The organism is Gordonia hirsuta DSM 44140 = NBRC 16056, assembly GCF_000333015.1.
Lineage (GTDB): Bacteria > Actinomycetota > Actinomycetes > Mycobacteriales > Mycobacteriaceae > Gordonia > Gordonia hirsuta.
Genome location: NZ_BANT01000024.1, coordinates 17,939 through 37,541 on the forward strand (window position 1 = coordinate 17,939; position 19,603 = coordinate 37,541).

At 65.4% G+C, this 19,603-nt stretch carries 20 protein-coding genes and 1 pseudogene; 11 read left to right on the forward strand and 10 right to left on the reverse strand.

Annotated features, from left to right (window positions below):
• Positions 1-59: 59 nt before the first annotated feature.
• From GOHSU_RS09600 to dnaA, 5 genes are all read right to left on the reverse strand, one after another.
• Positions 60-599 carry a DUF721 family protein gene (locus GOHSU_RS09600; protein WP_005940445.1) on the reverse strand — a complete coding sequence of 180 codons (540 nt, stop codon included), beginning with the start codon at positions 597-599 and terminating at the stop codon, positions 60-62.
• Complete coding sequence (gene recF, locus GOHSU_RS09605) at positions 596-1,813, reverse strand: DNA replication/repair protein RecF (protein WP_005940448.1); 1,218 nt, start codon at positions 1,811-1,813, stop codon at positions 596-598. The genes GOHSU_RS09600 and recF overlap by 4 nt, the downstream gene beginning before the upstream one ends.
• Complete coding sequence (gene gnd / locus GOHSU_RS09610; protein ID WP_281169725.1) at positions 1,813-2,742, reverse strand: phosphogluconate dehydrogenase (NAD(+)-dependent, decarboxylating); 930 nt, start codon at positions 2,740-2,742, stop codon at positions 1,813-1,815. Before gnd ends, recF begins: the two co-directional genes overlap by 1 nt.
• A 37-nt stretch (positions 2,743-2,779) precedes the next feature.
• Entirely contained in the window at positions 2,780-3,982 is a 1,203-nt protein-coding gene (dnaN, locus tag GOHSU_RS09615) for a DNA polymerase III subunit beta (protein ID WP_005940454.1), read from the reverse strand.
• A 498-nt stretch (positions 3,983-4,480) separates the two neighbouring features.
• The gene (dnaA, locus tag GOHSU_RS09620; protein WP_005940456.1) at positions 4,481-5,953 is read right to left on the reverse strand and encodes a chromosomal replication initiator protein DnaA; all 1,473 of its coding nucleotides are present in this window, start codon (positions 5,951-5,953) and stop codon (positions 4,481-4,483) included.
• A 339-nt stretch (positions 5,954-6,292) separates the two neighbouring features.
• Here dnaA and rpmH point away from each other — a divergent pair, with 339 nt between their 5' ends.
• From rpmH to GOHSU_RS09655, 9 genes and pseudogenes are all read left to right on the forward strand, one after another.
• Positions 6,293-6,436 (forward strand): 50S ribosomal protein L34, encoded by a 144-nt coding sequence (rpmH, locus tag GOHSU_RS16575; RefSeq protein ID WP_005940460.1) that lies wholly within the window; start codon positions 6,293-6,295, stop codon positions 6,434-6,436.
• 25 nt (positions 6,437-6,461) lie between these two features.
• On the forward strand, positions 6,462-6,884 hold the full coding sequence (rnpA, locus tag GOHSU_RS09625; protein ID WP_005940462.1) for a ribonuclease P protein component: 423 nt from the start codon (positions 6,462-6,464) through the stop codon (positions 6,882-6,884).
• 74 nt (positions 6,885-6,958) lie between these two features.
• Complete coding sequence (yidD, locus tag GOHSU_RS16580; protein ID WP_245551715.1) at positions 6,959-7,168, forward strand: membrane protein insertion efficiency factor YidD; 210 nt, start codon at positions 6,959-6,961, stop codon at positions 7,166-7,168.
• A gap of 6 nt (positions 7,169-7,174) precedes the next feature.
• A pseudogene (yidC, locus tag GOHSU_RS09630) lies at positions 7,175-8,107 on the forward strand (membrane protein insertase YidC); the annotation flags it as partial.
• Positions 8,108-9,213: 1,106 nt separating this feature from the next.
• Entirely contained in the window at positions 9,214-9,717 is a 504-nt protein-coding gene (locus GOHSU_RS09635; protein ID WP_024332903.1) for a Jag family protein, read from the forward strand.
• A gap of 1,150 nt (positions 9,718-10,867) precedes the next feature.
• Entirely contained in the window at positions 10,868-11,602 is a 735-nt protein-coding gene (rsmG, locus tag GOHSU_RS09640) for a 16S rRNA (guanine(527)-N(7))-methyltransferase RsmG (protein WP_005940470.1), read from the forward strand.
• A 32-nt stretch (positions 11,603-11,634) separates the two neighbouring features.
• Positions 11,635-12,606, forward strand: coding sequence for a ParA family protein (locus GOHSU_RS09645; RefSeq protein ID WP_005940472.1), 972 nt, complete (start codon positions 11,635-11,637; stop codon positions 12,604-12,606).
• On the forward strand, positions 12,603-13,616 hold the full coding sequence (locus GOHSU_RS09650; RefSeq protein ID WP_005940474.1) for a ParB/RepB/Spo0J family partition protein: 1,014 nt from the start codon (positions 12,603-12,605) through the stop codon (positions 13,614-13,616). The genes GOHSU_RS09645 and GOHSU_RS09650 overlap by 4 nt, the downstream gene beginning before the upstream one ends.
• A gap of 134 nt (positions 13,617-13,750) precedes the next feature.
• Positions 13,751-14,449, forward strand: coding sequence for a hypothetical protein (locus GOHSU_RS09655; protein ID WP_005940476.1), 699 nt, complete (start codon positions 13,751-13,753; stop codon positions 14,447-14,449).
• A 146-nt stretch (positions 14,450-14,595) separates the two neighbouring features.
• On the opposite strand, the gene GOHSU_RS09660 is transcribed toward GOHSU_RS09655, so the two are convergent.
• The 4 genes from GOHSU_RS09660 to GOHSU_RS09675 all read right to left on the reverse strand — a co-directional run bounded on the left by GOHSU_RS09660 (position 14,596) and on the right by GOHSU_RS09675 (position 17,464).
• Positions 14,596-15,735, reverse strand: a complete 1,140-nt coding sequence (locus GOHSU_RS09660) for an N-acetylmuramoyl-L-alanine amidase (protein ID WP_024332905.1) — start codon at positions 15,733-15,735, stop codon at positions 14,596-14,598.
• Between the two features lie 91 nt (positions 15,736-15,826).
• Positions 15,827-16,165: a thioredoxin gene (trxA, locus tag GOHSU_RS09665; protein WP_005940494.1), complete on the reverse strand. Its 339-nt coding sequence runs from the start codon at positions 16,163-16,165 to the stop codon at positions 15,827-15,829.
• 64 nt (positions 16,166-16,229) lie between these two features.
• Positions 16,230-17,171: a thioredoxin-disulfide reductase gene (gene trxB, locus GOHSU_RS09670; protein ID WP_005940496.1), complete on the reverse strand. Its 942-nt coding sequence runs from the start codon at positions 17,169-17,171 to the stop codon at positions 16,230-16,232.
• A gap of 38 nt (positions 17,172-17,209) precedes the next feature.
• Positions 17,210-17,464: an RsmA family anti-sigma factor gene (locus tag GOHSU_RS09675; protein ID WP_005940498.1), complete on the reverse strand. Its 255-nt coding sequence runs from the start codon at positions 17,462-17,464 to the stop codon at positions 17,210-17,212.
• A gap of 84 nt (positions 17,465-17,548) precedes the next feature.
• On the opposite strand from GOHSU_RS09675, the gene GOHSU_RS09680 reads away from it, so the two are divergent.
• On the forward strand, positions 17,549-17,872 hold the full coding sequence (locus tag GOHSU_RS09680; protein WP_024332906.1) for a hypothetical protein: 324 nt from the start codon (positions 17,549-17,551) through the stop codon (positions 17,870-17,872).
• 25 nt (positions 17,873-17,897) lie between these two features.
• Here GOHSU_RS09680 and GOHSU_RS09685 read toward each other — a convergent pair whose 3' ends face one another.
• Positions 17,898-18,596: a TetR/AcrR family transcriptional regulator gene (locus GOHSU_RS09685; protein WP_005940502.1), complete on the reverse strand. Its 699-nt coding sequence runs from the start codon at positions 18,594-18,596 to the stop codon at positions 17,898-17,900.
• A gap of 67 nt (positions 18,597-18,663) precedes the next feature.
• On the opposite strand from GOHSU_RS09685, the gene GOHSU_RS09690 reads away from it, so the two are divergent.
• The gene (locus GOHSU_RS09690; protein ID WP_005940504.1) at positions 18,664-19,572 is read left to right on the forward strand and encodes a sterol desaturase family protein; all 909 of its coding nucleotides are present in this window, start codon (positions 18,664-18,666) and stop codon (positions 19,570-19,572) included.
• Positions 19,573-19,603: the final 31 nt, after the last annotated feature.

The window sequence follows — 19,603 nt, forward strand, 5'->3', positions numbered from 1 at the left end:
CGGATGTATCTGACGCCGGTTCAGGCGCTCATCGGGCCTCCAGGGGTTCTTGCGGGAGATCAACCGTAGGTGTCCCGCGGACCGCGGCCGGAAACGTGCAGGGGACCTTTCCGCCACGACGGTGCTGCCGGACCGGTGATCCGCAGGCTGGTGACCACCCCGTGGCCGACGGCCGCGGCGATCTTGGCCAGGATCTGGGACTGCATATAACGCAGCTGAGTGGCCCACGCCGTCGATTCGGCGCGCACGTGCAGCACACCGTCGGTCAGCGACGTCGGTTCGGCGTGGGCGGCGATATCGGGACCGACGATCGGCTCCCAGGAACCGAAGACGGTGCCCTCACTGATCTTCGACGACCAGCCGCGCGATTTGGCCATCGCGCCCACCAACCGGCCCAGCGGCTGCGGATCCCGGCTGTCGGGACCGGACCCCGACCAGCGGCGTCGTCGACGATCCCGGGACGGCGACCGGTCGCCGACGGGACCGCTGCGTCCCCGGCCGACCGCCTTGCCGCGGGCCTTGGCCTCGGTGCGGGCCTGCTCCAATGCCTTGCGGGCCATCTCGTATCCGGGGGAATGATCGGTGCCTTCGCTGCTCACGATTCCTCCTGCGGTCTGCTCTGCGACGGTTCGGCGACGGTGTGATCATCGAGGATCACCGACCGTCGGACACCATCGTGCTCCTGCACTCCGACAGAGATGCGCCGACCGGCCAGCACCTGCGGGATGTCCTCCCCCACTGCAGCGGTGATGAGCAGCTGCTCGGCCGAAGCGGTGAACTCGGCGAGCTTCTGCCGCCGCGCGGTATCCAGCTCGGCGAAGACGTCGTCGAGCATGATCACCGGTTCCACCCCGTCGGTGCGCAGCAGATCCACGCAGGCCAGGCGCAGGGCCAGCGCGAACGACCACGATTCTCCGTGGCTGGCGAAACCCTTGGCCGGTTCGGTGCCCAGCCCCAGGAACAGATCGTCGCGGTGCGGCCCGATCAGGCACAATCCGCGGTCGATCTCCTTGGACCGGACCTCATGCAGACGCTGCGCCAGGATCTGCCGGATCTCCTCGACCGCCGCCGGACCCCCCGGGCTCGCATCCACCTCGGGACCGGCCGCCGAGCGGTAGGCGATGTGCGCAGGCCGCGAATGCGGGGCGATCGACGCATAGGCCTGCGTCACCAGCGGATCGAGCTGGGCGATGACGGCCAGGCGGTCGGCGGTCACCTCCGCACCGAACTGCGCCAGCTGCTCATCCCAGACGTCCAGGGTGCTCATCACCGAATCGGCGTCGGCCGAGGATCGGCGCATCGCCGCCCCGGCGGTTTTGAGCAGTGCCGACCGCTGCCGCAGCACCCGTTCGTAGTCGGCCCGTGATCCCGCCGCCAGCGGCCGCAGCTGTACGACGATCTCGTCGAGGAACCGGCGCCGCTCCCCCGGGTCCCCGCGCACCAGTGCCAGATCCTCCGGAGCGAACAGCACGGTGCGCAGAATTCCCAGAATCTCCCGGGTGCGGCGGACCGGCGCGGTGTTGATCTGCGCCTTATTGGCGCCCTGCGCGGCGATCGTCAGATCGACCGACAGCTCGCGGCCCTCGTTGTGCACGGTGGTGAACACCCGGGCCGCGGTCGCACCGGTGCGCACCAGGGGGCCGTCCCCGGAGACCCGATGCGAACGCAGGGTCGCCACATAGAACAGGGACTCGAGCAGGTTCGTCTTACCGAAGCCGTTGCGTCCGACGAAGATCGTCGGCCCGGGCTCCAGTTCCAGCTCGACGCGGTCCCACGAGCGAAAATCTGTCAGCGCGAGTTCCCGGACGAACACTATTTGTCATGCGTAGAGGTCTCGCCGACGCTGCGCCCCTGCTGGTCGACCATCGCGTGTCCGCCGAACTGGTTCCGCAGCGCCGAGACCGCCTTGAGCGCCGGCGAACTCTCCTGACGGGAGGAGAAGCGGGCGAACAGTGCCGCCGAGATCACGTGCAGCGGCACCGCGTGGCGGACGCCTTCTTCGACGGTCCACCGGCCCTCGCCGGAGTCGGTCGTGTAATCGGAGATCTGGGCCAGACCCGGATCCTCTTCGAGTGCGCGCACCAGCAGGTCCAGCAGCCAGGACCGCACGACGGTACCTTCGGTCCACGCCTTGAGGGTGCCGGTGACGTCCTCGATGAGCGGCTCGGCCTGCAGCAGTTCGTACCCCTCGGCATAGGCCTGCATCAGGCCGTATTCGATGCCGTTGTGCACCATCTTGGCGTAGTGACCGGCACCGACCGGACCGACATGGACGAAACCGTTCTCCCGTGGGCCGGCCGGCCGCAGCGCATCGAAGATCGGCATCACCTTGGCGACGTCCTCGTCGCTGCCGCCGACCATCAACGCGTAACCGTTCTCCAGACCCCAGACACCGCCGGAGACTCCGCAGTCCAGATAGCCGATGCCACCCTGGGCCAGCAGATCGGCGTGCGGCTGATCATCGGTGAACCGCGAGTTACCGCCGTCGATCACCACATCTCCGGGTGAGAGCAGACCGGCCAGGGCCTCGACGTTCTGATCGGTGATCTCCCCGTGGGGCACCATCAGCCACACCACGCGGGGTGCCTCCAGGCGCTCGACCAGCTCGGCCAGGCTGGCCACATCGCTGACCTCGGGGCGAGGGTCGTAGCCGATCACCTCGTGGCCGGCCGCCTTGATGCGGGTGCGCATATTGGCACCCATCTTTCCCAGACCCACAAGTCCCAGTTGCATTCGATGGATTCCTCTCGGGAGACGGCCGCTGCAGGATCGGTGATCGTCAGCCGGGCAGCCGGACCGGCATCAGCAGATAACTGAACTCGCTGTCGGGCGCCAGATAGGCACCGGACTCGTCGGCGACCGGCTCGTCTTCGGTGGCCGGCCGCAGCACCGCCGGCCGGATGGCCGCCCGGCGTTCACCCGAACCGTCCGGCTCGGGATTGGTGAAACCGAACTGGACCGTCGGCGCACCGATCGCAGCCAGTCCGTCGAGCAGGTACGTGGGATTGAACGCGATCAGGATCGGATCACCGTAGAACGCGGCGTCGAGGGTCTCCTCGGCCTTACCGGCCTCGTCCCCGCCGGCGGTCAGAACGACGGCATCGCCGGTGAAATCCATCCGGATCTGCGCACCGCGCTCGGCGACCAGCGAGACACGCTTAATCGCCTCGATCAGGGCTGCGCTCTCGACTGCGGCCACCGAGGTGTGGCTGGCCGGGAAGAGCTGCCGGAACTTGGGGAACTCCGCGTCGAGCAGACGGGTGGTGGTCTTCTTGGCACCGGAGGTGATGCCGAGGATGCCGTCGGCACCGATGGCTTGACCGGAGCCGAAGGCCAACTCGACCGTGCCGGTGTGATCAGCACCGGCGGACTTGGCCGCGTCCGAGAGCGTCTTGGCCGGCACCAGAGCCGCACCGATGGCGCCGGCGTCGTTGGGCGACCAGGCCAGCTCGCGCACAGCCAGGCGGAAGCGGTCGGTGGCGGCCAGCACGATGCGGTCGCCGTCGATCTCCACCCGCACACCGGTCAGCATCGGCAGCGTGTCATCGCGCCCGGCAGCCACCGCCACCTGCGAAACCGCCTCGGCGAACAGCTCACCGGGGATGCTGCCGGTGTTCTCCGGGACGTCCGGGAGTTCGGGGTAGTCCTCGACCGGCATGGTGGGCAGCGAGAACTTGGACGAGCCGCAGGCGATCGCCACGCGGGCGCCGTCGATGCTCACATCGACCGGCTTGTTGGGCAGCGCCTTGGTGATGTCGGCCAGCAGACGGCCCGAGACCAGGACCTTGCCGGTTTCTACGACCTCGGCGGAGATGGTCTCGGTGGCCGAGACCTCGTAGTCGAAACCGGCGACCATCAGGCCGTCGTCGTTGGCGGTGAGGACCACGCAACCCAGGACCGGCACCGGTGGCCGTGTCGGAAGGCTTCGAGCGACCCAGGCGACGGCATCGGCGAACTCGTCGCGCACGACACGAAACTTCATCTGCTGTGATTGCCCTTCTTCGCGTATCGGCCGGAAACGGAACCGGCCAGGCGACCGCTCGTCGCCGAGTCCACTGTAGTTCGCCGCGATCCGATGATGTGACTCAAGTCCGCAAAGCACCGACCGGACCGGAGCGGCACGGCGACGGGCCGTGCATCCCCAGCCCTGTTTTAGAAGAAAGATCTTCTAGAGAAAAATCTTAGTAGTAATAAGTCCTGTGAATTCTGGGGACAACCCTCGTCGGCGCTGGTCGGCACTTGCCCGAGGGTGTGGAAACTGCCGGGACCGCTCCTGTGGATAGAGATGACCGATTGTGGATAACCCTGTGTATCCACAATCGTCCAACGGCTGTCCACACCGTTACCGGCAGTTGTCCGCAGGTAGTCCACAACGATTCGGAGTCCAGTGACCTGGGGTTTTACCTTGCCGCTGGGAAGGCGATCGTTGGCCGAACAGAGGAACACCTGCTGGGGAAAACTCTTGGGTACGGGTTGAGGGTCAACCGCGAGCGCGCTGTTTGATGCGGGCGGTGAGCTGCTGGACATCGTTGTAGACGTCAGGATTCTTCGGCAGCGCCTCGCGGATCTTGCGTTCGGCGTGCATCACGGTGGTGTGATCGCGGTTGAACGCCTCTCCGATCTGCGGAAGCGACTGGTCGGTGAGTTCGCGGCACAGGTACATCGCGATCTGGCGGTAGCCCACCAGCGGCTGCTTGCGTCCGGGTCCGCGCAGATCGTCGACGGAGATGCTGTAGTAGTCCGCGGCGATATCCATGATTCCGGTGGCTCCGATATCGGCGACGCCGGCGGCCGGTGACAGTGATTTGAGCACCTCTTCGGCCAGCGCCAGATCCAGTTCCTTGTTCTGCAGCGAGGCGAACGCGGTCACCCGGATCAGCGCACCCTCGAGTTCGCGGATGTTGCGCTCGATCCGCGAGGCGATCGATTCCAGGACGTTGTCGGGGACGTCGAGCTGCTCCTGTTGCGCCTTCTTACGGAGGATCGCGATGCGAGTCTCCAGATCCGGCGGCTGCACATCGGTGATCAGGCCCCACTCGAAGCGAGTGCGCAGCCGGTCCTCCAGGGTGGTGAGTTTGCTGGGCGGACGGTCCGAGGAGATGATGATCTGCTTGTTGGCGTTGTGCAGGGTGTTGAAGGTGTGGAAGAACTCCTCCTGGATACCCTCGCGGCCCTCGAGGAACTGGATGTCGTCGACCAGCAGCATGTCGACGCCGCGGTAGCGGTTCTTGAACGCCATCTGACGGTCGTCGCGCAGCGAGTTGATGAAGTCGTTGGTGAATTCTTCGGTCGAGACGTACTTGACACGCATCCCGGGAAACAGCCGCTGAGCGTAGTGACCGGCGGCGTGCAGCAGGTGGGTCTTCCCCAATCCGGACTCCCCCCAGATGAACAGTGGGTTGTAGGCGCGGGCCGGCGCCTCGGCGACGGCCACGGCCGACGCATGGGCGAACCGGTTGGACGTTCCAATCACAAAAGTGTCGAACGTGTATTTCGGATGCAGGGTGGTGGTGCTGTCTTCGGGTGCGGTCACCGTGGTCCGGTCGTCGAAGTAAGCGGCCCAGTCGCGCGTGCCACCGGTGCGCGGTGCACCCGGACGGTCGACCGGGACCGGCTGCTCGGGGCGCGGCGGCGCCGCCGGCGCAGCGGGTTCGGCGACGGGCGGTTCCTCATCGTGCTCGGCGATCCGCACTGCCACCTCGACCGGCTGGCCCAGGTGCCGGCTGAGTGCTTCACCGATGGTGTCGCGCAGATTCCTCTCGATCTGTTCTTGGACCAGGGCGTTGGGTGCGGTGAGCAGCGCGAATCCGGCAGTGATGGTGAGCGGGCGCGCCAGAGACAGCCAGGCCTTCTGTTGCTGGGTCAGCGGTGGGGCGTCTTCGGTGACCGAGTTCTTGAGTTCGTCGACGACGAGGTTCCAGACCTGGCTGAACGACTCATGATCGTCGGTCACGACACACTCCTCTTCCCCGCCCGGTGCGGCTTCTCCACAGCAGACATCCACAATGCTCGCGGCTCCAGGGTGTCACAAACCGCAACGTCCGCGGACCTGTCCACAATGTTATCCACACTTGTGGAGAGAATGGCGCGGGTAAATTCACAGCCCCCGGCGGATGGTGCAGGGTAGTAGAACCGCATCCCTCGTTTGATTTGGACACGCGTGCTGAGTAGTCTCGACAAGTCGCCCGAGCATGGCTTTTGCCGAATGCGGTGGATCCGTATTCAGACCGGTCACCCACGACCGGAACCATGCGGGCCGTAGACCTGCCAGCAAGTATTGAGGAGTGTTCCCATGGCCAAGGGGAAGCGTACTTTCCAACCCAATAACCGTCGTCGCGCCCGCGTGCACGGTTTCCGTCTGCGTATGCGGACCCGCGCCGGCCGTTCGATTGTGACCAGCCGTCGTCGCAAGGGCCGCGCCAAGCTCACTGCCTGACGTGTGAGTCCGGTCGGCCACCGGCGTGTCCGCTGACTCCACGCGCCTGCAGCGCAGTTCCGATTTCACCCGCACGCTCGATCAGGGCGTGCGGGTTTCGGCGCATGATCTGCTGATCAACGTCGCACCGCTTCCGTCCTGCTGGCCCGATCCCAGTGGGATGCGCGGTGACGTCGCTGTCTTCGGCGGTCCGCGGCTGGGATTGATCGTGTCCAAGAAGGTCGGCAATGCGGTGGTTCGCCACGCCGTTGCGCGCCGTCTTCGGCATGCTTTCGTCGCCGCACGGTCCAGCCTCCCCTCCCCCGAGGTCTATGTGGTCGTCCGGGCCCGACCGAGTGCGGCTGGGCGGTCGTCGACCGAACTGGCCGATCAACTCATCCGGGCGTTCACCGGTGCCAAGGTCGAGCGGGCCTGCACGGCCGCTGCCGTCACCCCGGTGCCGGCATGAAAGCGTGGCTGTATCTGTTCCCCCGGCGGGCATTGATCTTTGTGATCGAGCTGTATCGGACATGGATCTCTCCCATGCGCCTGCCCACCTGCCGCTTCGAGCCGACCTGCAGTAGCTATGCGGTCGAAGCGCTCGACAAACGAGGCTTCGTCGTCGGATCGCTTTTATCGATCTGGCGGCTCCTGAAATGTGGACCGTGGCACAAGCCCGGTTACGACCCGGTCCCCGAGCGGCGCGAGCGTCGTTCTGAGACCCCAACCCGATCAGAATCAGATAGGGGTTAGTCAGCAGTGCTGAACGTCATCTACTACCCGGTGTCCTGGATCATGTGGGTCTGGCACTGGCTGTTCGACAAGATCATGCCGAACACGCCCGGCTGGAACGGCCTCGCCTGGGCGCTGTCGGTGGTGTTCCTGGTCTTCACCCTGCGCGCGATCCTGTACAAACCCTTCGTCAAGCAGATCCGCACGACGAAGAAGATGCAGGAAATCAACCCGCAGATGCAGGCGATCCGTAAGAAGTACAAGAACGATCGCGTGAAGATGACCGAGGAGATGCAGAAGCTGCAGAAGGAGCACAGCTTCAATCCCCTCCTGGGCTGTCTGCCGATGCTGCTGCAGATTCCGGTCTTCATCGGTCTGTTCCATGTGCTGCGCTCGTTCAACCGCATGGGTCGCGGTACCGCGATGCCGGTCGGCGGGACCGCCGAACCGATGACTGCCGAGATGACCCGGTCCACGGGCAACTACGCCTTCAGCCCGGAACTGGTCGAGAACTTCCTGGATGCCCGCCTGTTCGGCGTACCGCTGTCGTCCTACATCACCGAGCCCACCGAGCAGTTCAAGGCCTTCGTTCAGCCTGGTGCAGCTATCGACTTCACCCGCTGGCAGATCGCGGCGGTGGTGATTCCGCTGATGATCGTGGCGTCCTTCGCCACCCACATGAACTCGCGTGCGGCGGTCGCCCGCCAGAGCGCGGATGCGGCAAACAATCCGCAGACCCGCATCATGAACCGCCTGTCGCTGTACATCTTCCCGCTGGGCATCCTGGCGACCGGTCCGTTCTTCCCGGTCGCCATCCTGCTCTACTGGGTGAGCAATAACCTGTGGACCTACGTGCAGCAGCACGTCGTCTTCGGCCGTATCGCCCAGGAAGAGGATCACGCTGCAGCCATCAAGGAAGAGCAGCGCCGTGCGTCTGCTCCGCGTCCGGGTGAAAAGCCCCTGCCGGGCAACTTCGATCCCCGCAAGACGATGAACCGTGGGTTCGCGGCGCTGGCCGAGGGCCGCAACGGTGAGGCACTGACCGCCTTCCGCCAGGTCACCCAGTTCGGGCAGCGCAATGCCGAATGGCAGTACAAGGGCCGCAACGGTCTGGTGCAGGCCGCCGACGAGCTGGTGCGCCTGTCCGCCGATCCGGAACAGCGTGCCAACGCGGCGTTCCAGTGGACCGAAACCGCACGCAAGGATGCACAGGCCGACGATGCCGGTCTGCCGGCCCTCGATGCCTACCTGACTCTGCGTCGCCAGCAGCTCGCGTCGTGGCTGCGCGACGGGCACGACGCCCGGTTCAACACCGTCATGACCGAAGACAATGGAATCCTGGCGGCCTACGAGGATGCCTGGCTGGAGGAGAACGCTGAGGCGCCGGTTCCGGCACTGGCGCGCGACCGGAAGGCCGACTGGGCGCGGATGGTCGCCACGGCGATGTTCCGCTCCGGCAAGTTCGACGATGCACGGGTCTACGCCCGGCAGGCGTCGACGATCTACGAGTCCATCCTGGAGCAGGCTGAGGAGAGCGGTGAGGCGGACGTCGACACGGCCGGCTACCGAAGCGAACTCGCGGCACTGAAGCTGGTCGCCGCCGCCCCCTCGGAGAAGAAGCTGCGCGGTGTCAGTGCCGAGGAGAAGCAGCTGCGGGAGAGCGAAGGCCGTCGCGGTATCGCCCTGCTGTCCGAGAGCGCGGACGCCGAGAAAAGCCGGATCACGGCTGCAAAGAACTGGCATGAGGCCGCTATGGCCGCGCACGCAAAGAAGGTCGCTCTCAACGCCGGTGTGCACGAGGCGGCCAAGGACCTGTCCGAGGCGGTGCTGACCCAGACCGGTGATGGTCCCGCCTCGCGCCTGGCCGCAGAGCGACGAGATCCGACGACAATCGTCGTCGCCGCCAAGAGCACCCCGGAGCCGGGCCAGAAGGCTGCCCCCAAGGGTAAGCACGGTCGCCCGTCGAAGAAGTCGCGTGGTGGCGGCAAGTCCGGGAAGGGCCGCGGCGGACGCTGAGAGCGCCGCCCACAGACATGAACGTTGACCAGACAAGTGAGGTTTCGGATATGACAGAGCAGACAACTCCCCCGCAGGCGGAAGAGACTGCAGAGGATCGTCTCGTCGAGGAAGGCGAGATCGCGGGTGACTACCTGGAACAGTTCCTCGATGTGCTCGACTTCGACGGCGATATCGATCTTGACGTCGACGGCGATCGGGCCATCGTCAGCATCGACGGCGGGAACGACCTGGGTCAGCTCGTCGGCCGCAAGGGTGAGGTCCTCGACGCACTGCAGGAGCTGACCCGGCTGGCGGTTCAGCAGGAGACCGGCGATCGCAGCCGGCTGATGCTCGACGTCGCCCGCTGGCGAGCCGGGCGTCGCGAGCGGCTGGCGGCACTGGGGACCGAGGTGGCCGAGCGGGTGCGAGACAGCGGTGAACGCGAAGAGCTGGATCCGATGACACCCTTCGAGCGCAAGATCGTCCATGATGCAGTGGCGGCCGTCGACGGTGTCTACAGCGAGAGCGAAGGCGCCGAGCCTAAGCGGCGCGTCGTGGTGATCAAGGAGTGAACTGCCCTCCCCCGGTCAACGGGTGAAGACCTCGGAACAGTCCCGGCTTCGGCCGGGACTGTTTTGTTTTTGCGCCGGGTGACTCTCGAGGGCGAGTCCGGCGTGACGTCCTCCCCGACTGTCCGGCATGGACTGTTCCGGCATCCGACTTTCCGACCGGTCGATGGTCCGCTGCAGAATTCGCCGGCGCCGATCGTGTGGTGATCGGGATGTCGTGGTCCGTGTTCGATACGGATGGTCACCCTGGCGCAGAGGGAAGGTCGGGGCCGCAAGGTGGGTGGCGCGGTCTGGATCGGACCGGTCGGCAGGGCGCGGCAGATTCCAGGAGGTGGGAGCTGAGGCGAACAGCCGGGACTGGCTATGACTGCGTATCCGTCCAGGCGCGTCCGCCGATTCCGCAGCGCGGTGACGCACGGTTCGACACCGGGGTTCGGGGGTGGGTGGCGTCGACGTGCTGCTCGAGGAGATCCGGGATCGAGTGCCGGTGCCGGTGAGGTTGGGTCTGCTGGCGACCGGGGTAGACCCGTCGGCGGCACCGGTGAGGCCGACGGTCCTCGGCTGCCTGTCGAGCCGAGCGCCGGAATCCGGGGCGGCTGCCTTCCCGGGCAGCGCAGCGGCTTGGGGCGTCAGCCGGGTTTGTCTTCGATGATGGTGGCTACGTCATCGGAGTCGAGCGCTGTCGAGAAGTCGTCCGCAGCAAAGGGGATTCCCGGTGTGCGTGGTCGAATCGGCGCTGTCATCGATGTCGACGGGTGGCGACGAGGTCTCGCACGCAGTGCCGACGCCGCTCTGCGTGTCCGATGCTTCGCGGCGATGCGATCCCCTGGGGCCGTCGCGATCGCGTAGTCGAGTCCTCATCTGGCGGGCGGCGCCGCGACGCGATCGAGGGGTCAGCGGGTCACGTCGTGCGGACGCTGCAAACCGACGACACGGGTGCGGAGGAGCCGGCTCGACTCGGAGTTACATGGATGTGGTTCGCCGGGCAGCTCGTCGATGAGAGACAATGTTTCCCGTGAAACGCGTTCGGGGGACGCGTGGCTGTTTCCCGTGAAACAGCGGTGAGCAATCGACATGTTTCCCGTGAAACAAGACGGCGTGAGTGCGGGTGTGTTTCCCGTGAAACATGGGTCGACGAGAAGAGGAGAGTCAGATGACGGGCAAGGACGAGCCGGGGCGAACATCCATCGATGTCGAATGCGAGCGGCGTCCCGAAGTGGCGACCCAGGTCTTCGGCTCGCATGTCGGCACCGCGGACGAGTTCGCGGAAATACTGAGTCAAGAGGGTGTGTTGCGGGGTCTGATCGGTCCCAGTGAACCGGCACGGCTGTGGTCCCGGCACATTCTGAACAGTGCGGTGATCGGCGAAGCCATCCCGCAGGATGTTCGTGTCGTGGACATCGGAAGTGGGGCCGGGTTCCCGGGGATCCCGCTCGCCATCGCTCGTCCGGATCTGCAGGTCGTGTTGGTGGAACCGTTGCTGCGGCGCACGACCTTCCTTGACGAAGCCGTCCGGCGGCTGGGCTTGGAGAACGTCTCCGTCGTTCGTGGTCGCGCCGAGGAGAAAGAAGTCATCGCCGCGGCCGGTGAGGCGGACGTGGTGACCTCTCGTGCGGTGGCGCCGCTGGATCGACTGGCGCGATGGTCGGTCCCGCTGATGCGGATCGGTGGGCAGTTGGTGGCGCTGAAGGGTCGAACCGCACAAGAGGAGATCGACGAGCACGCCGAGAAGGTCGCCGGTCTGGGTCTGATCGATCTGCATGTCCGGGAAGTCGGATCCGGCGTGATCGAGCCTGTCACGAGCGCTCTGATCGGTACTCGGATAGAGACCGAGGCGGACCGGCGGGCGAGAACCCGGGCGGATCGTCGACGAAGCAGGAAGCGCTGAGACTGGTGTCCTTCATCCGTAGGAAGCACAATATGAAGAACGACGGAAAGGGTGCCGGGGTGCCGAAGCATGACAAGGGTGAGACTGTTCCACGTGAAACAGATGATCCCGTAGACGAAGTATTCGCCGATACACCGATCGCCGCTGCGGCAGAACGTGCGACCCAGATCCTGACACCGGGGGCTGCCGGAAGCCTCCCCCGCCCGGCCCAGCCGCGCATCATGACCGTCGCCAACCAGAAGGGCGGCGTCGGTAAGACGACCTCGGCGGTGAACCTGGCCGCGGGGATGGCGCTGCACGGTCTGGGAGTGCTGGTGATCGACCTTGACCCTCAGGGCAACGCCAGTACCGCTCTGGGTATCGATCATCGCAAGCCGGGGATCGCATCGGTCTACGAGATGCTCCTCGATGATGTGCCGTTGCGGGAGGCTATCCAGCGCTCCCCCGCTAATGAGAACCTCTACTGTGTCCCGTCGACGCTGGACCTGGCCGGTGCAGAGATCGAACTGGTTTCGGTGGTCGCCCGGGAGAGCCGCCTGCGCAACGCGCTGGATCCGGAGGCGCTGGCCGAGTTCGGCATCGATTACGTACTGATCGATTGCCCGCCGTCGCTGGGCCTGCTGACCGTCAATGCCATGGTTGCCGCCAAGGAGGTTCTGATCCCGATTCAGTGCGAGTACTACGCACTCGAGGGCGTCGGCCAGCTGCTGCGCAATATCGAACTCGTTCAGGCGCATCTGAACAAGGATCTGCACGTCTCGACGATCCTGCTGACGATGTACGACGGACGGACCAAACTCGCCGATCAGGTTGCGGCAGAGGTTCGGTCGCACTTCGGCGACAAGGTTCTGCAGACGATCATTCCGCGCAGCGTGAAGGTCTCCGAGGCACCCGGCTACGGAATGACGATCATCGAATACGATCCGGGTTCCCGAGGTGCGATGAGCTACTTGGACGCAGCTCGGGAGCTGGCGCAAAAGGGTGCGAAGGAGAACGGACTATGACGAAGCGGGAGAAGCGGGGCGGGTTGGGTCGCGGACTGGCGGCGCTCATTCCGACCGAACCGGTGCAGACCAACGATGGGCCCGAGCCGCGCAGCAGCGGGCACGGGGTCAACACGACAGGGATGGGGACTGCGGCCGCCGATGTTCTCCTCGGTGGCGGCGCTGCTGCTGCCGGCAGTGACAGCGACATCGGGGCGGTCTATCGGGAGATTCCGCCGGCACAGATCGAGCCCAACCCACAGCAGCCGCGAACCGTCTTCGACGAAGAGGCGCTGGCCGAACTGGAACACTCGATTCGTGAGTTCGGCCTCATGCAGCCCATCGTCGTCAGGGAACTCCCCCAGGTCAAGGACGACGGCATCCGGTACCAGCTCATCATGGGTGAGCGCCGCTGGCGGGCCAGCACGGCTGTCGGACTCGAAAAGATCCCAGCCATCGTGCGGGAGACCAGCGACAGCGATCTGCTGCGGGATGCCTTGCTGGAGAACATTCACCGGGCGCAGCTGAATCCGCTGGAAGAAGCGGCGGCCTACCAGCAATTGCTTGATGAATTCGACGTGACACATGAGGAGCTGGCGAACCGGCTGGGGCGTTCGCGCCCGGTGATTACCAACACGATCCGGCTGTTGAAGCTGCCGATTCCGGTGCAGCGACGCGTGGCGGCCGGCGTGCTGTCGGCCGGTCATGCACGGGCATTGCTGTCCCTGGAAGCCGGGGTCGAAGCACAGGAAGCGCTCGCCGCCCGCATCGTCGCCGAAGGAATGTCGGTGCGTGCCACCGAAGAAGCGGTGACCATTGCTAACCATGATGGCGTCACCGACTCCCCCGCTGCACCGAAACGACGACCGCCGATGCAGATGCCGGGTCTGCAGAATGTCGCCGATCGACTGTCCGATCGACTGGATACCAAGGTGACGGTGAGCCTGTCGAAGCGGAAAGGCAAGGTTGTCATCGAATTCGGCTCGGTCGAAGATCTCGAACGGATTGTGGACGTGATCGCGACGAAGTAGCGTTTCCGACGTTGTGCACGGGGTATAGGCAGGTATGGCGGTAGAAACGTCACAGTGACAGGAGATTCGTACCGCCGGCTCGACGCTGTGGACCGGCAACGAGTCCGCTTCCGGGAGAGGAGAACCAGATCGCGATGAGTGTCACGATCACGTCGTTGGATCTGAGTGGCTTCGACCGGCTGCCACTCCACACCCGGCGTTGTGTCTTCTGGGAGGTCGACCCCGACGCGATCTCCGACACTCTCGACGATGCCTTGCGGGGTGCACTCAGCGGTTTCGAGAGCGAGTTCGACAAGGAAGCATGGATCTCGGGTCTGATGCTCGAGTGGGGCACGTGTTGTCAGATCGCCGTGGAGCCGCGAACCGGGCGAGTCGTGGGCTCGGCCTTCTATGCTCCGCCCGGCCGTGTCCCGCGGGGTAAACGATTCCCCACCGCACCGGTGAGCGCCGACGCGGTACTGCTGACCAAGATCACCACCGAGCCTGGCTTCGACGATGCCGCTCCCCTGCTTCTGGACGCTGTTGTCACCGATGTGGTCGGTCGCGGAGTCCGGGCGATCGAATCGTTCGGTTACACCTCCTCGGGTGAGGAACTCGCCCAGGATCTGGTGGCTCTGCTGCTCGGTGGCGGCGTCGCGGGGAACGTGTGCGAAGACTGCATCATGGCGACGGAGTTCCTCACCGACTCGGGCTTCGAGGTGGTGGCCCCGGACCGGTACCTGCCGCGGCTTCGGTTGGACCTGGACACCGGACTGGGCTGGAAGAGTCAGGTGGAGCGTGCCCTGGAGAAGCTGGTGATCGCGGAAACCGTTGCTCTGCAAGGTACTTGCTGACAGACAAGAAGAAGCGCGGTGAGTAGCTGGCTTCTCCAGCGACCGGTCCACACGTGTTCCACATGAAACATCACGACTTGGTCAGGTGCCGGAGCGGCGAGAAGATCTGTTGTGCGGTGCCCGTCGAGGCCGGTCCCTGGGCAGGCTCAATAGTTGAGCTGCTCGGCCTCGAGTAGATCGGCGAAGGTATAGGTTCCGGTCGGTCGATCGTCCCGGCCTTGCAGATAGAGGCGCTTGACCGCCACCAGCACGGCTTCGGCGATGGTGTCCCGGGACTCGGGAGCCATCAGAAGCTCGCGGTCGTGCTGGTTGCTGAAGTACCCGGCCTCGAGGACGACGGTCGGCATACGTGTCAGACGCAGCAGATTCCAGGTCCGTTCGTGTACCCGACAATCGAGCAACGGTGTCCGGGCGACCACTTCTCGCTGGATGTAACCGGCCAGGTTCCGCCCGATCGTCGAGTAGGAGCCGTGATGGTTGCCGAAATAGAATGTGGCGACGCCGTTAGCCTGAGGATTGGGGTAATTGCCCAGGCGCAGAGCGATCATCAGATCGGCGTCGATCACGTTGGCCGTGAACGCCTTCTCCTCATCGGTGCGAGAGGTGTGCCGATCATGCGACAGTGATGTGATCATGCCGGCGGCGGCCATGCGGCCTTCGAGCCGAGCGGCCACGTCCCACAGCAGCGACTTCTCCTCCTCGCCCGCATCACCGGGGAAGGGGTCGATCAGGATGCGCTTCCCGGTCAGCTGGGGTCCGGAGCGGCGGACGTGCTCCTCCTCGCGGATGGCGTGCGGGGAGCCGCCGGTGACTCGTGAACCCAGGCGCTCCAAGGCCCGCAACGTGGCCGGTCCGCAGATGCCATCGGGCGTCAGATCCGATTCGGACTGATAGCGGCAGACGGCCTGATGGGTCACGTCGCCGAAGACACCGTCGACGAGCCCGTGGTAAAAGCCCAGGTTCTGCAGTCGACCCTGCAGGGTGGCGACGTCGTCCCCGGTCATCGGGGCCGCGACCATGTAGGTCAGCATGCGCTTACCGAGGTAGTACGAGGCTTCCCGCAGCGCCGAATAGGTTGCGCGTCCGACGATGCCGTCGACCATCAGGCCCCGTTCCTGCTGAAAAGCCAGAACCGCGGCTTCACAGTCGGCGTCGAAGACATCACCGATACTCACACCAGCGTGCGTGGCCGAGGCGGCCGGAGTATTCAGCAGTCCCAAACGGACGAGGATCTCACGGATCTCGGCGACCCCGGAACCGTGGTCCCCCCGACGCAGCGTTGCCATATAGTCCCAGCCCTTCACCACTTGGTACGCGCTCATTGTCTCAGGACGCAGGTCCGGCGACAAATGAACCGGACGAATCGCCGGAGGACTGTTACCCGTCTGAGTTCAGGACCGGGGCCAGCTCACGCAGAATCGCGGCCTTTGATTTGGCTCCGCGCATCGTCGTGACCGGTTTGCCGCCGGAGAAGACCATCAGTGTCGGGACTGCCATGATCTGCAGGTCGCGCGCCACCATCGGGTTGGCGTCCACGTCGACTTTGGCGACGGTCAGCGTGCCGGCGTGGTCGCGGGCGATCTCCTCGACCACCGGGGCGACCATCTTGCACGGACCGCAGCGCGGCCCCCAGAAGTCCACCAGGACAGGCTTATCGGATTCCAGGACGGTCGATGCGAAGGTGGCATCGGTGACGTCGATCGCATGGTTTCCCATGAGGCTCCTTCTCACTGTGGGGGTGCCGGCCGGCGGAGGAGGATCCGGTGCCGACGGGGATGGGTCAGGATTCGCGGGCGGCCAGCCAGCGCTCGGCATCGATTGCGGCGCTGCAGCCGCTGCCGGCTGCGGTGATCGCCTGCCGGTAGGTGCTGTCGACCAGATCGCCGCAGGCGAAGACGCCCTCGACGTCGGTGTAGGTCGAACGGCCCTCCACCTGGACGTAGCCCTCATCGTCGAGGCCGACCTGGCCGCGTACCAGTTCGCTGCGCGGATCATGACCGATGGCCACGAACAGTCCGGTGACCGGCATCACGGTGGTGTCCCCGGTGGCGGTGTCGGTGACGATCAACTCGTCCACACCGTTACTGCCGCGCACCTGCGACACGGTCGCATTGGTGAGGAACTCGATCTTCTCGTTCTCGCGGGCACGCTCCAGCATGATCTTGGAGGCGCGGAACTCATCGCGGCGATGAATCAGGGTCACCTTGCGGGCGAACTTGGTCAGGAAGGTCGCCTCCTCCATCGCCGAGTCGCCACCGCCGACCACGACGATGTCCTGGTCGCGGAAGAAGAATCCGTCGCAGGTGGCGCAGGAGGAGACTCCGCGGCCCAGGAAGTCCTGTTCGCCCGGAATATCCAGATAGCGTGCAGCCGCGCCCATCGCCAGAATCACCGCGCGGGCGCGATGGACCTCACCGCCGACCTCGACCTCTTTGATCTCGCCGGTCAGCCGCATGGCGTCGACCTCTTCGCTGCGCAGCTCGGCCCCGAAACGGATCGCCTGTTCACGCATCTCGTCCATCAGGTCCGGACCCTGGATGCCGTTGCGGAATCCAGGGAAGTTCTCCACGTCCGTGGTGGTCATCAGAGCGCCGCCGAAGGCGACGCCTTCGAAGACCAGTGGCTTCAGGTCGGCGCGCGCAGCATAGATCGCGGCGGTGTAGCCGGCGGGGCCGGAGCCCACGATGATCAGATCATGGATCGTACTGGTGGTCTCGGTCATCGGGTCCCTTTCACGTTGCTGCACCGTTCAACAACACCCTAGGCGCTGGTGTTCCCGAGGCCCTCGACCAGGTGCTGCAGACGCTCGGCGACAGCCGCGGGTACCTCTTGCAGCGGTGGTGGTGTGGACGCGAGTTCGGCGCGGGTGGCCGCCAGCGCGGCCAGGATGCGTTGAGCGCGGGCGTCGTCGTTCAGGTGCGATCGGAGATGCGCGGAGACTTCGGGGCTGAGCACACCGGCGTCGTAGTCGGCGAGCAGGTCGGCGCTGTACGGGGGCTCGGGCAGAGGATTCATCGTTGGACAGCACACCTAACCGGACCGGGATTCGTTTTGTTCCACCTTAATTAGACGCACAGCAGGCGCGGTAGGTTCCTTCGCGTGGAAGAAGAAACGGTGCACATCTGGAAGGCGCGGCGCCCGGTCGGGCGTGGATTGGCGCGCGGAGAACTGCAACTGACCAAGACCCATCTGGTCTTCGAACCGAAGGGTCTGGCGGCCCGCGTGGACGGGATCCGATTTTCGGTGGCACTGCGGTACGTCGCAGCGATCGGCGCCGTCCCCGGCAGCGGTGGGCGTTGGGCGCGCCGGATCGAGCGGCTGTGTGTGACCGGCGGCGACGGGGCGCAATACGAGTTCGTCGTCGATGACCTCGATGAGGTCGTAGCGATCCTGCAGGAACGACTGCGCGCCCGAGGTCAGTAGCCGGCCCGCGGCATCTACGCGCGGGCTACCGGCCGCGGAAGACGTGCTCGTACGTTCCCACCAGCATCTCGGTGATGACGTCTTTGATCGCCTCGACGGTGAACAGCCCCGGACCGGAGCGTTCCGAGACCGGATCGGCCGCGGCCATCTGCCAGTCGACCAGCAACTGGGTGAACGCACCCACCAGACCGATCGCCGCGAGCCGGTGGTGCGGTGAGGGTTCGACCTGTCCGGAAGCGAAGACCAGGATCAGATCCGCCCAGTCGTGGATGGCACCCAGCCGCAACTGCTCGAGGGCGGGGCTGACCCCGACCACCTCGATCAGAATGATGCGGGCCCGTCGCGGGTCGACGGTCAAGGTGTCGAGGAAACCGCTGAAAGCCGCTCGGGCCAGACCAGGCACGTGTTCGGGTGCGACCGCTCCCCCGTCGACGGCATCGGGAACTCCGGCCAGGTAGTCCGCGGCGGCGGTAGCGGTGGCGGTCCGCAGGGCCTCCACGCACGAGCGATAGACCGCGTCGAGCAGCGCTTCACGGTCGCTGAACGACTCGTAGAAATACCGCTGGGTGAGTCCGGCCTCGTCACAGATGCGTTTGACCGGGACATTCGGGTATCCGAGGGTGCCGAACAACTCCAGCCCGGCTTCGATCAGACTGGCGCGCCGCTGCTCGCGCCGCTCAGACGCGCTGACCCCGCCGTAGACCCGTTCCTTTGCCTTAGCCATCGGCGCCCATCCTATCGATCGCCGGCGAAGCCTGGACCCGACATATCTGACACGCTACGGTGTCAATATGTTGGATTTCCTGCCCGAAGCGATGCGCGAGCCCACCGTCCTGGCGGTCCCCTACTTCCTGGTGATGCTGGGGCTGGAGTTCTTCGCTGCGGCGAAACTGAATGACGTCGACGAGCAGGGTCGCGCGCCCAAGGGCGCCTACTTCGGCAAGGACACCCGGGCGTCCCTGTGGATGGGGGTGGTCTCCATCGGGACGTCCGCGCTGAGCAAATTCGTGGCCCTGTTCGCCTACACGGCGATCTTCGCCTATGTGGCGCCGTGGCATCTGCCGATGACTGCGTGGTACACGTGGGTCATCGGTTTTGTGGGTCTGGACTTCCTGTTCTATTGGGAACATCGCATCGCCCATCGGGTCCGGCTGGTGTGGGCCACCCACCAGGCCCACCACTCCAGCGAGTACTTCAACTTCGCCACGGCCCTGCGCCAGAAGTGGAACAACTCGATGAGCATGATCATGTGGGCGCCGCTGGTCCTCCTGGGTGTACCGCCGGCGGTGGTCTTCGCGGTGTACTCGCTGAACCTGATCTACCAGTTCTGGGTGCATACCGAGCGCGTCGACAAGCTGTGGCGCCCGATCGAATTCGTGATGAACACACCCTCGCACCACCGCGTTCATCACGGCAACGACGCCGAATACCTGGACCGCAACTACGGGGGCGTGTTCATCATCTGGGACCGGCTGTTCGGCAGTTTCCAGCGCGAGATTTTCCGTCCCCACTACGGGCTGACGACGCAGGTGGACACCTACAACATCTGGAAGCTGCAGACGCACGAATACGTGAGCCTGGCGCGCGATGTGGCCGCCGCACCGCGCTGGCGCGACAAGCTCGGGTACATCTTCGGCCCGCCCGGCTGGGCACCGGAGGCGGCGCGTACCGAGCCGCTGCCCCAGCGCAGCGCCACCTGATCACGCCGCCTGATCGCGCCGCCGGGAGGGC

Bases quoted from the DNA above. Each gene is read 5' to 3' on its own strand.
- GOHSU_RS09655 (WP_005940476.1), top strand. From the start codon at position 13,751: ATGAGTGTCACGATCACGTCGTTGGATCTGAGTGGCTTCGACCGGCTG.
- GOHSU_RS09645 (WP_005940472.1), top strand. From the start codon at position 11,635: ATGAAGAACGACGGAAAGGGTGCCGGGGTGCCGAAGCATGACAAGGGT.
- rpmH (WP_005940460.1), top strand. From the start codon at position 6,293: ATGGCCAAGGGGAAGCGTACTTTCCAACCCAATAACCGTCGTCGCGCC.
- GOHSU_RS09660 (WP_024332905.1), bottom strand. From the start codon at position 15,735: ATGGCAACGCTGCGTCGGGGGGACCACGGTTCCGGGGTCGCCGAGATC.
- GOHSU_RS09635 (WP_024332903.1), top strand. From the start codon at position 9,214: ATGACAGAGCAGACAACTCCCCCGCAGGCGGAAGAGACTGCAGAGGAT.
- trxB (WP_005940496.1), bottom strand. From the start codon at position 17,171: ATGACCGAGACCACCAGTACGATCCATGATCTGATCATCGTGGGCTCC.
- rsmG (WP_005940470.1), top strand. From the start codon at position 10,868: ATGACGGGCAAGGACGAGCCGGGGCGAACATCCATCGATGTCGAATGC.
- dnaN (WP_005940454.1), bottom strand. From the start codon at position 3,982: ATGAAGTTTCGTGTCGTGCGCGACGAGTTCGCCGATGCCGTCGCCTGG.
- GOHSU_RS09685 (WP_005940502.1), bottom strand. From the start codon at position 18,596: ATGGCTAAGGCAAAGGAACGGGTCTACGGCGGGGTCAGCGCGTCTGAG.
- GOHSU_RS09690 (WP_005940504.1), top strand. From the start codon at position 18,664: ATGTTGGATTTCCTGCCCGAAGCGATGCGCGAGCCCACCGTCCTGGCG.
- trxA (WP_005940494.1), bottom strand. From the start codon at position 16,165: ATGGGAAACCATGCGATCGACGTCACCGATGCCACCTTCGCATCGACC.
- yidD (WP_245551715.1), top strand. From the start codon at position 6,959: ATGCGCCTGCCCACCTGCCGCTTCGAGCCGACCTGCAGTAGCTATGCG.
- GOHSU_RS09650 (WP_005940474.1), top strand. From the start codon at position 12,603: ATGACGAAGCGGGAGAAGCGGGGCGGGTTGGGTCGCGGACTGGCGGCG.
- GOHSU_RS09675 (WP_005940498.1), bottom strand. From the start codon at position 17,464: ATGAATCCTCTGCCCGAGCCCCCGTACAGCGCCGACCTGCTCGCCGAC.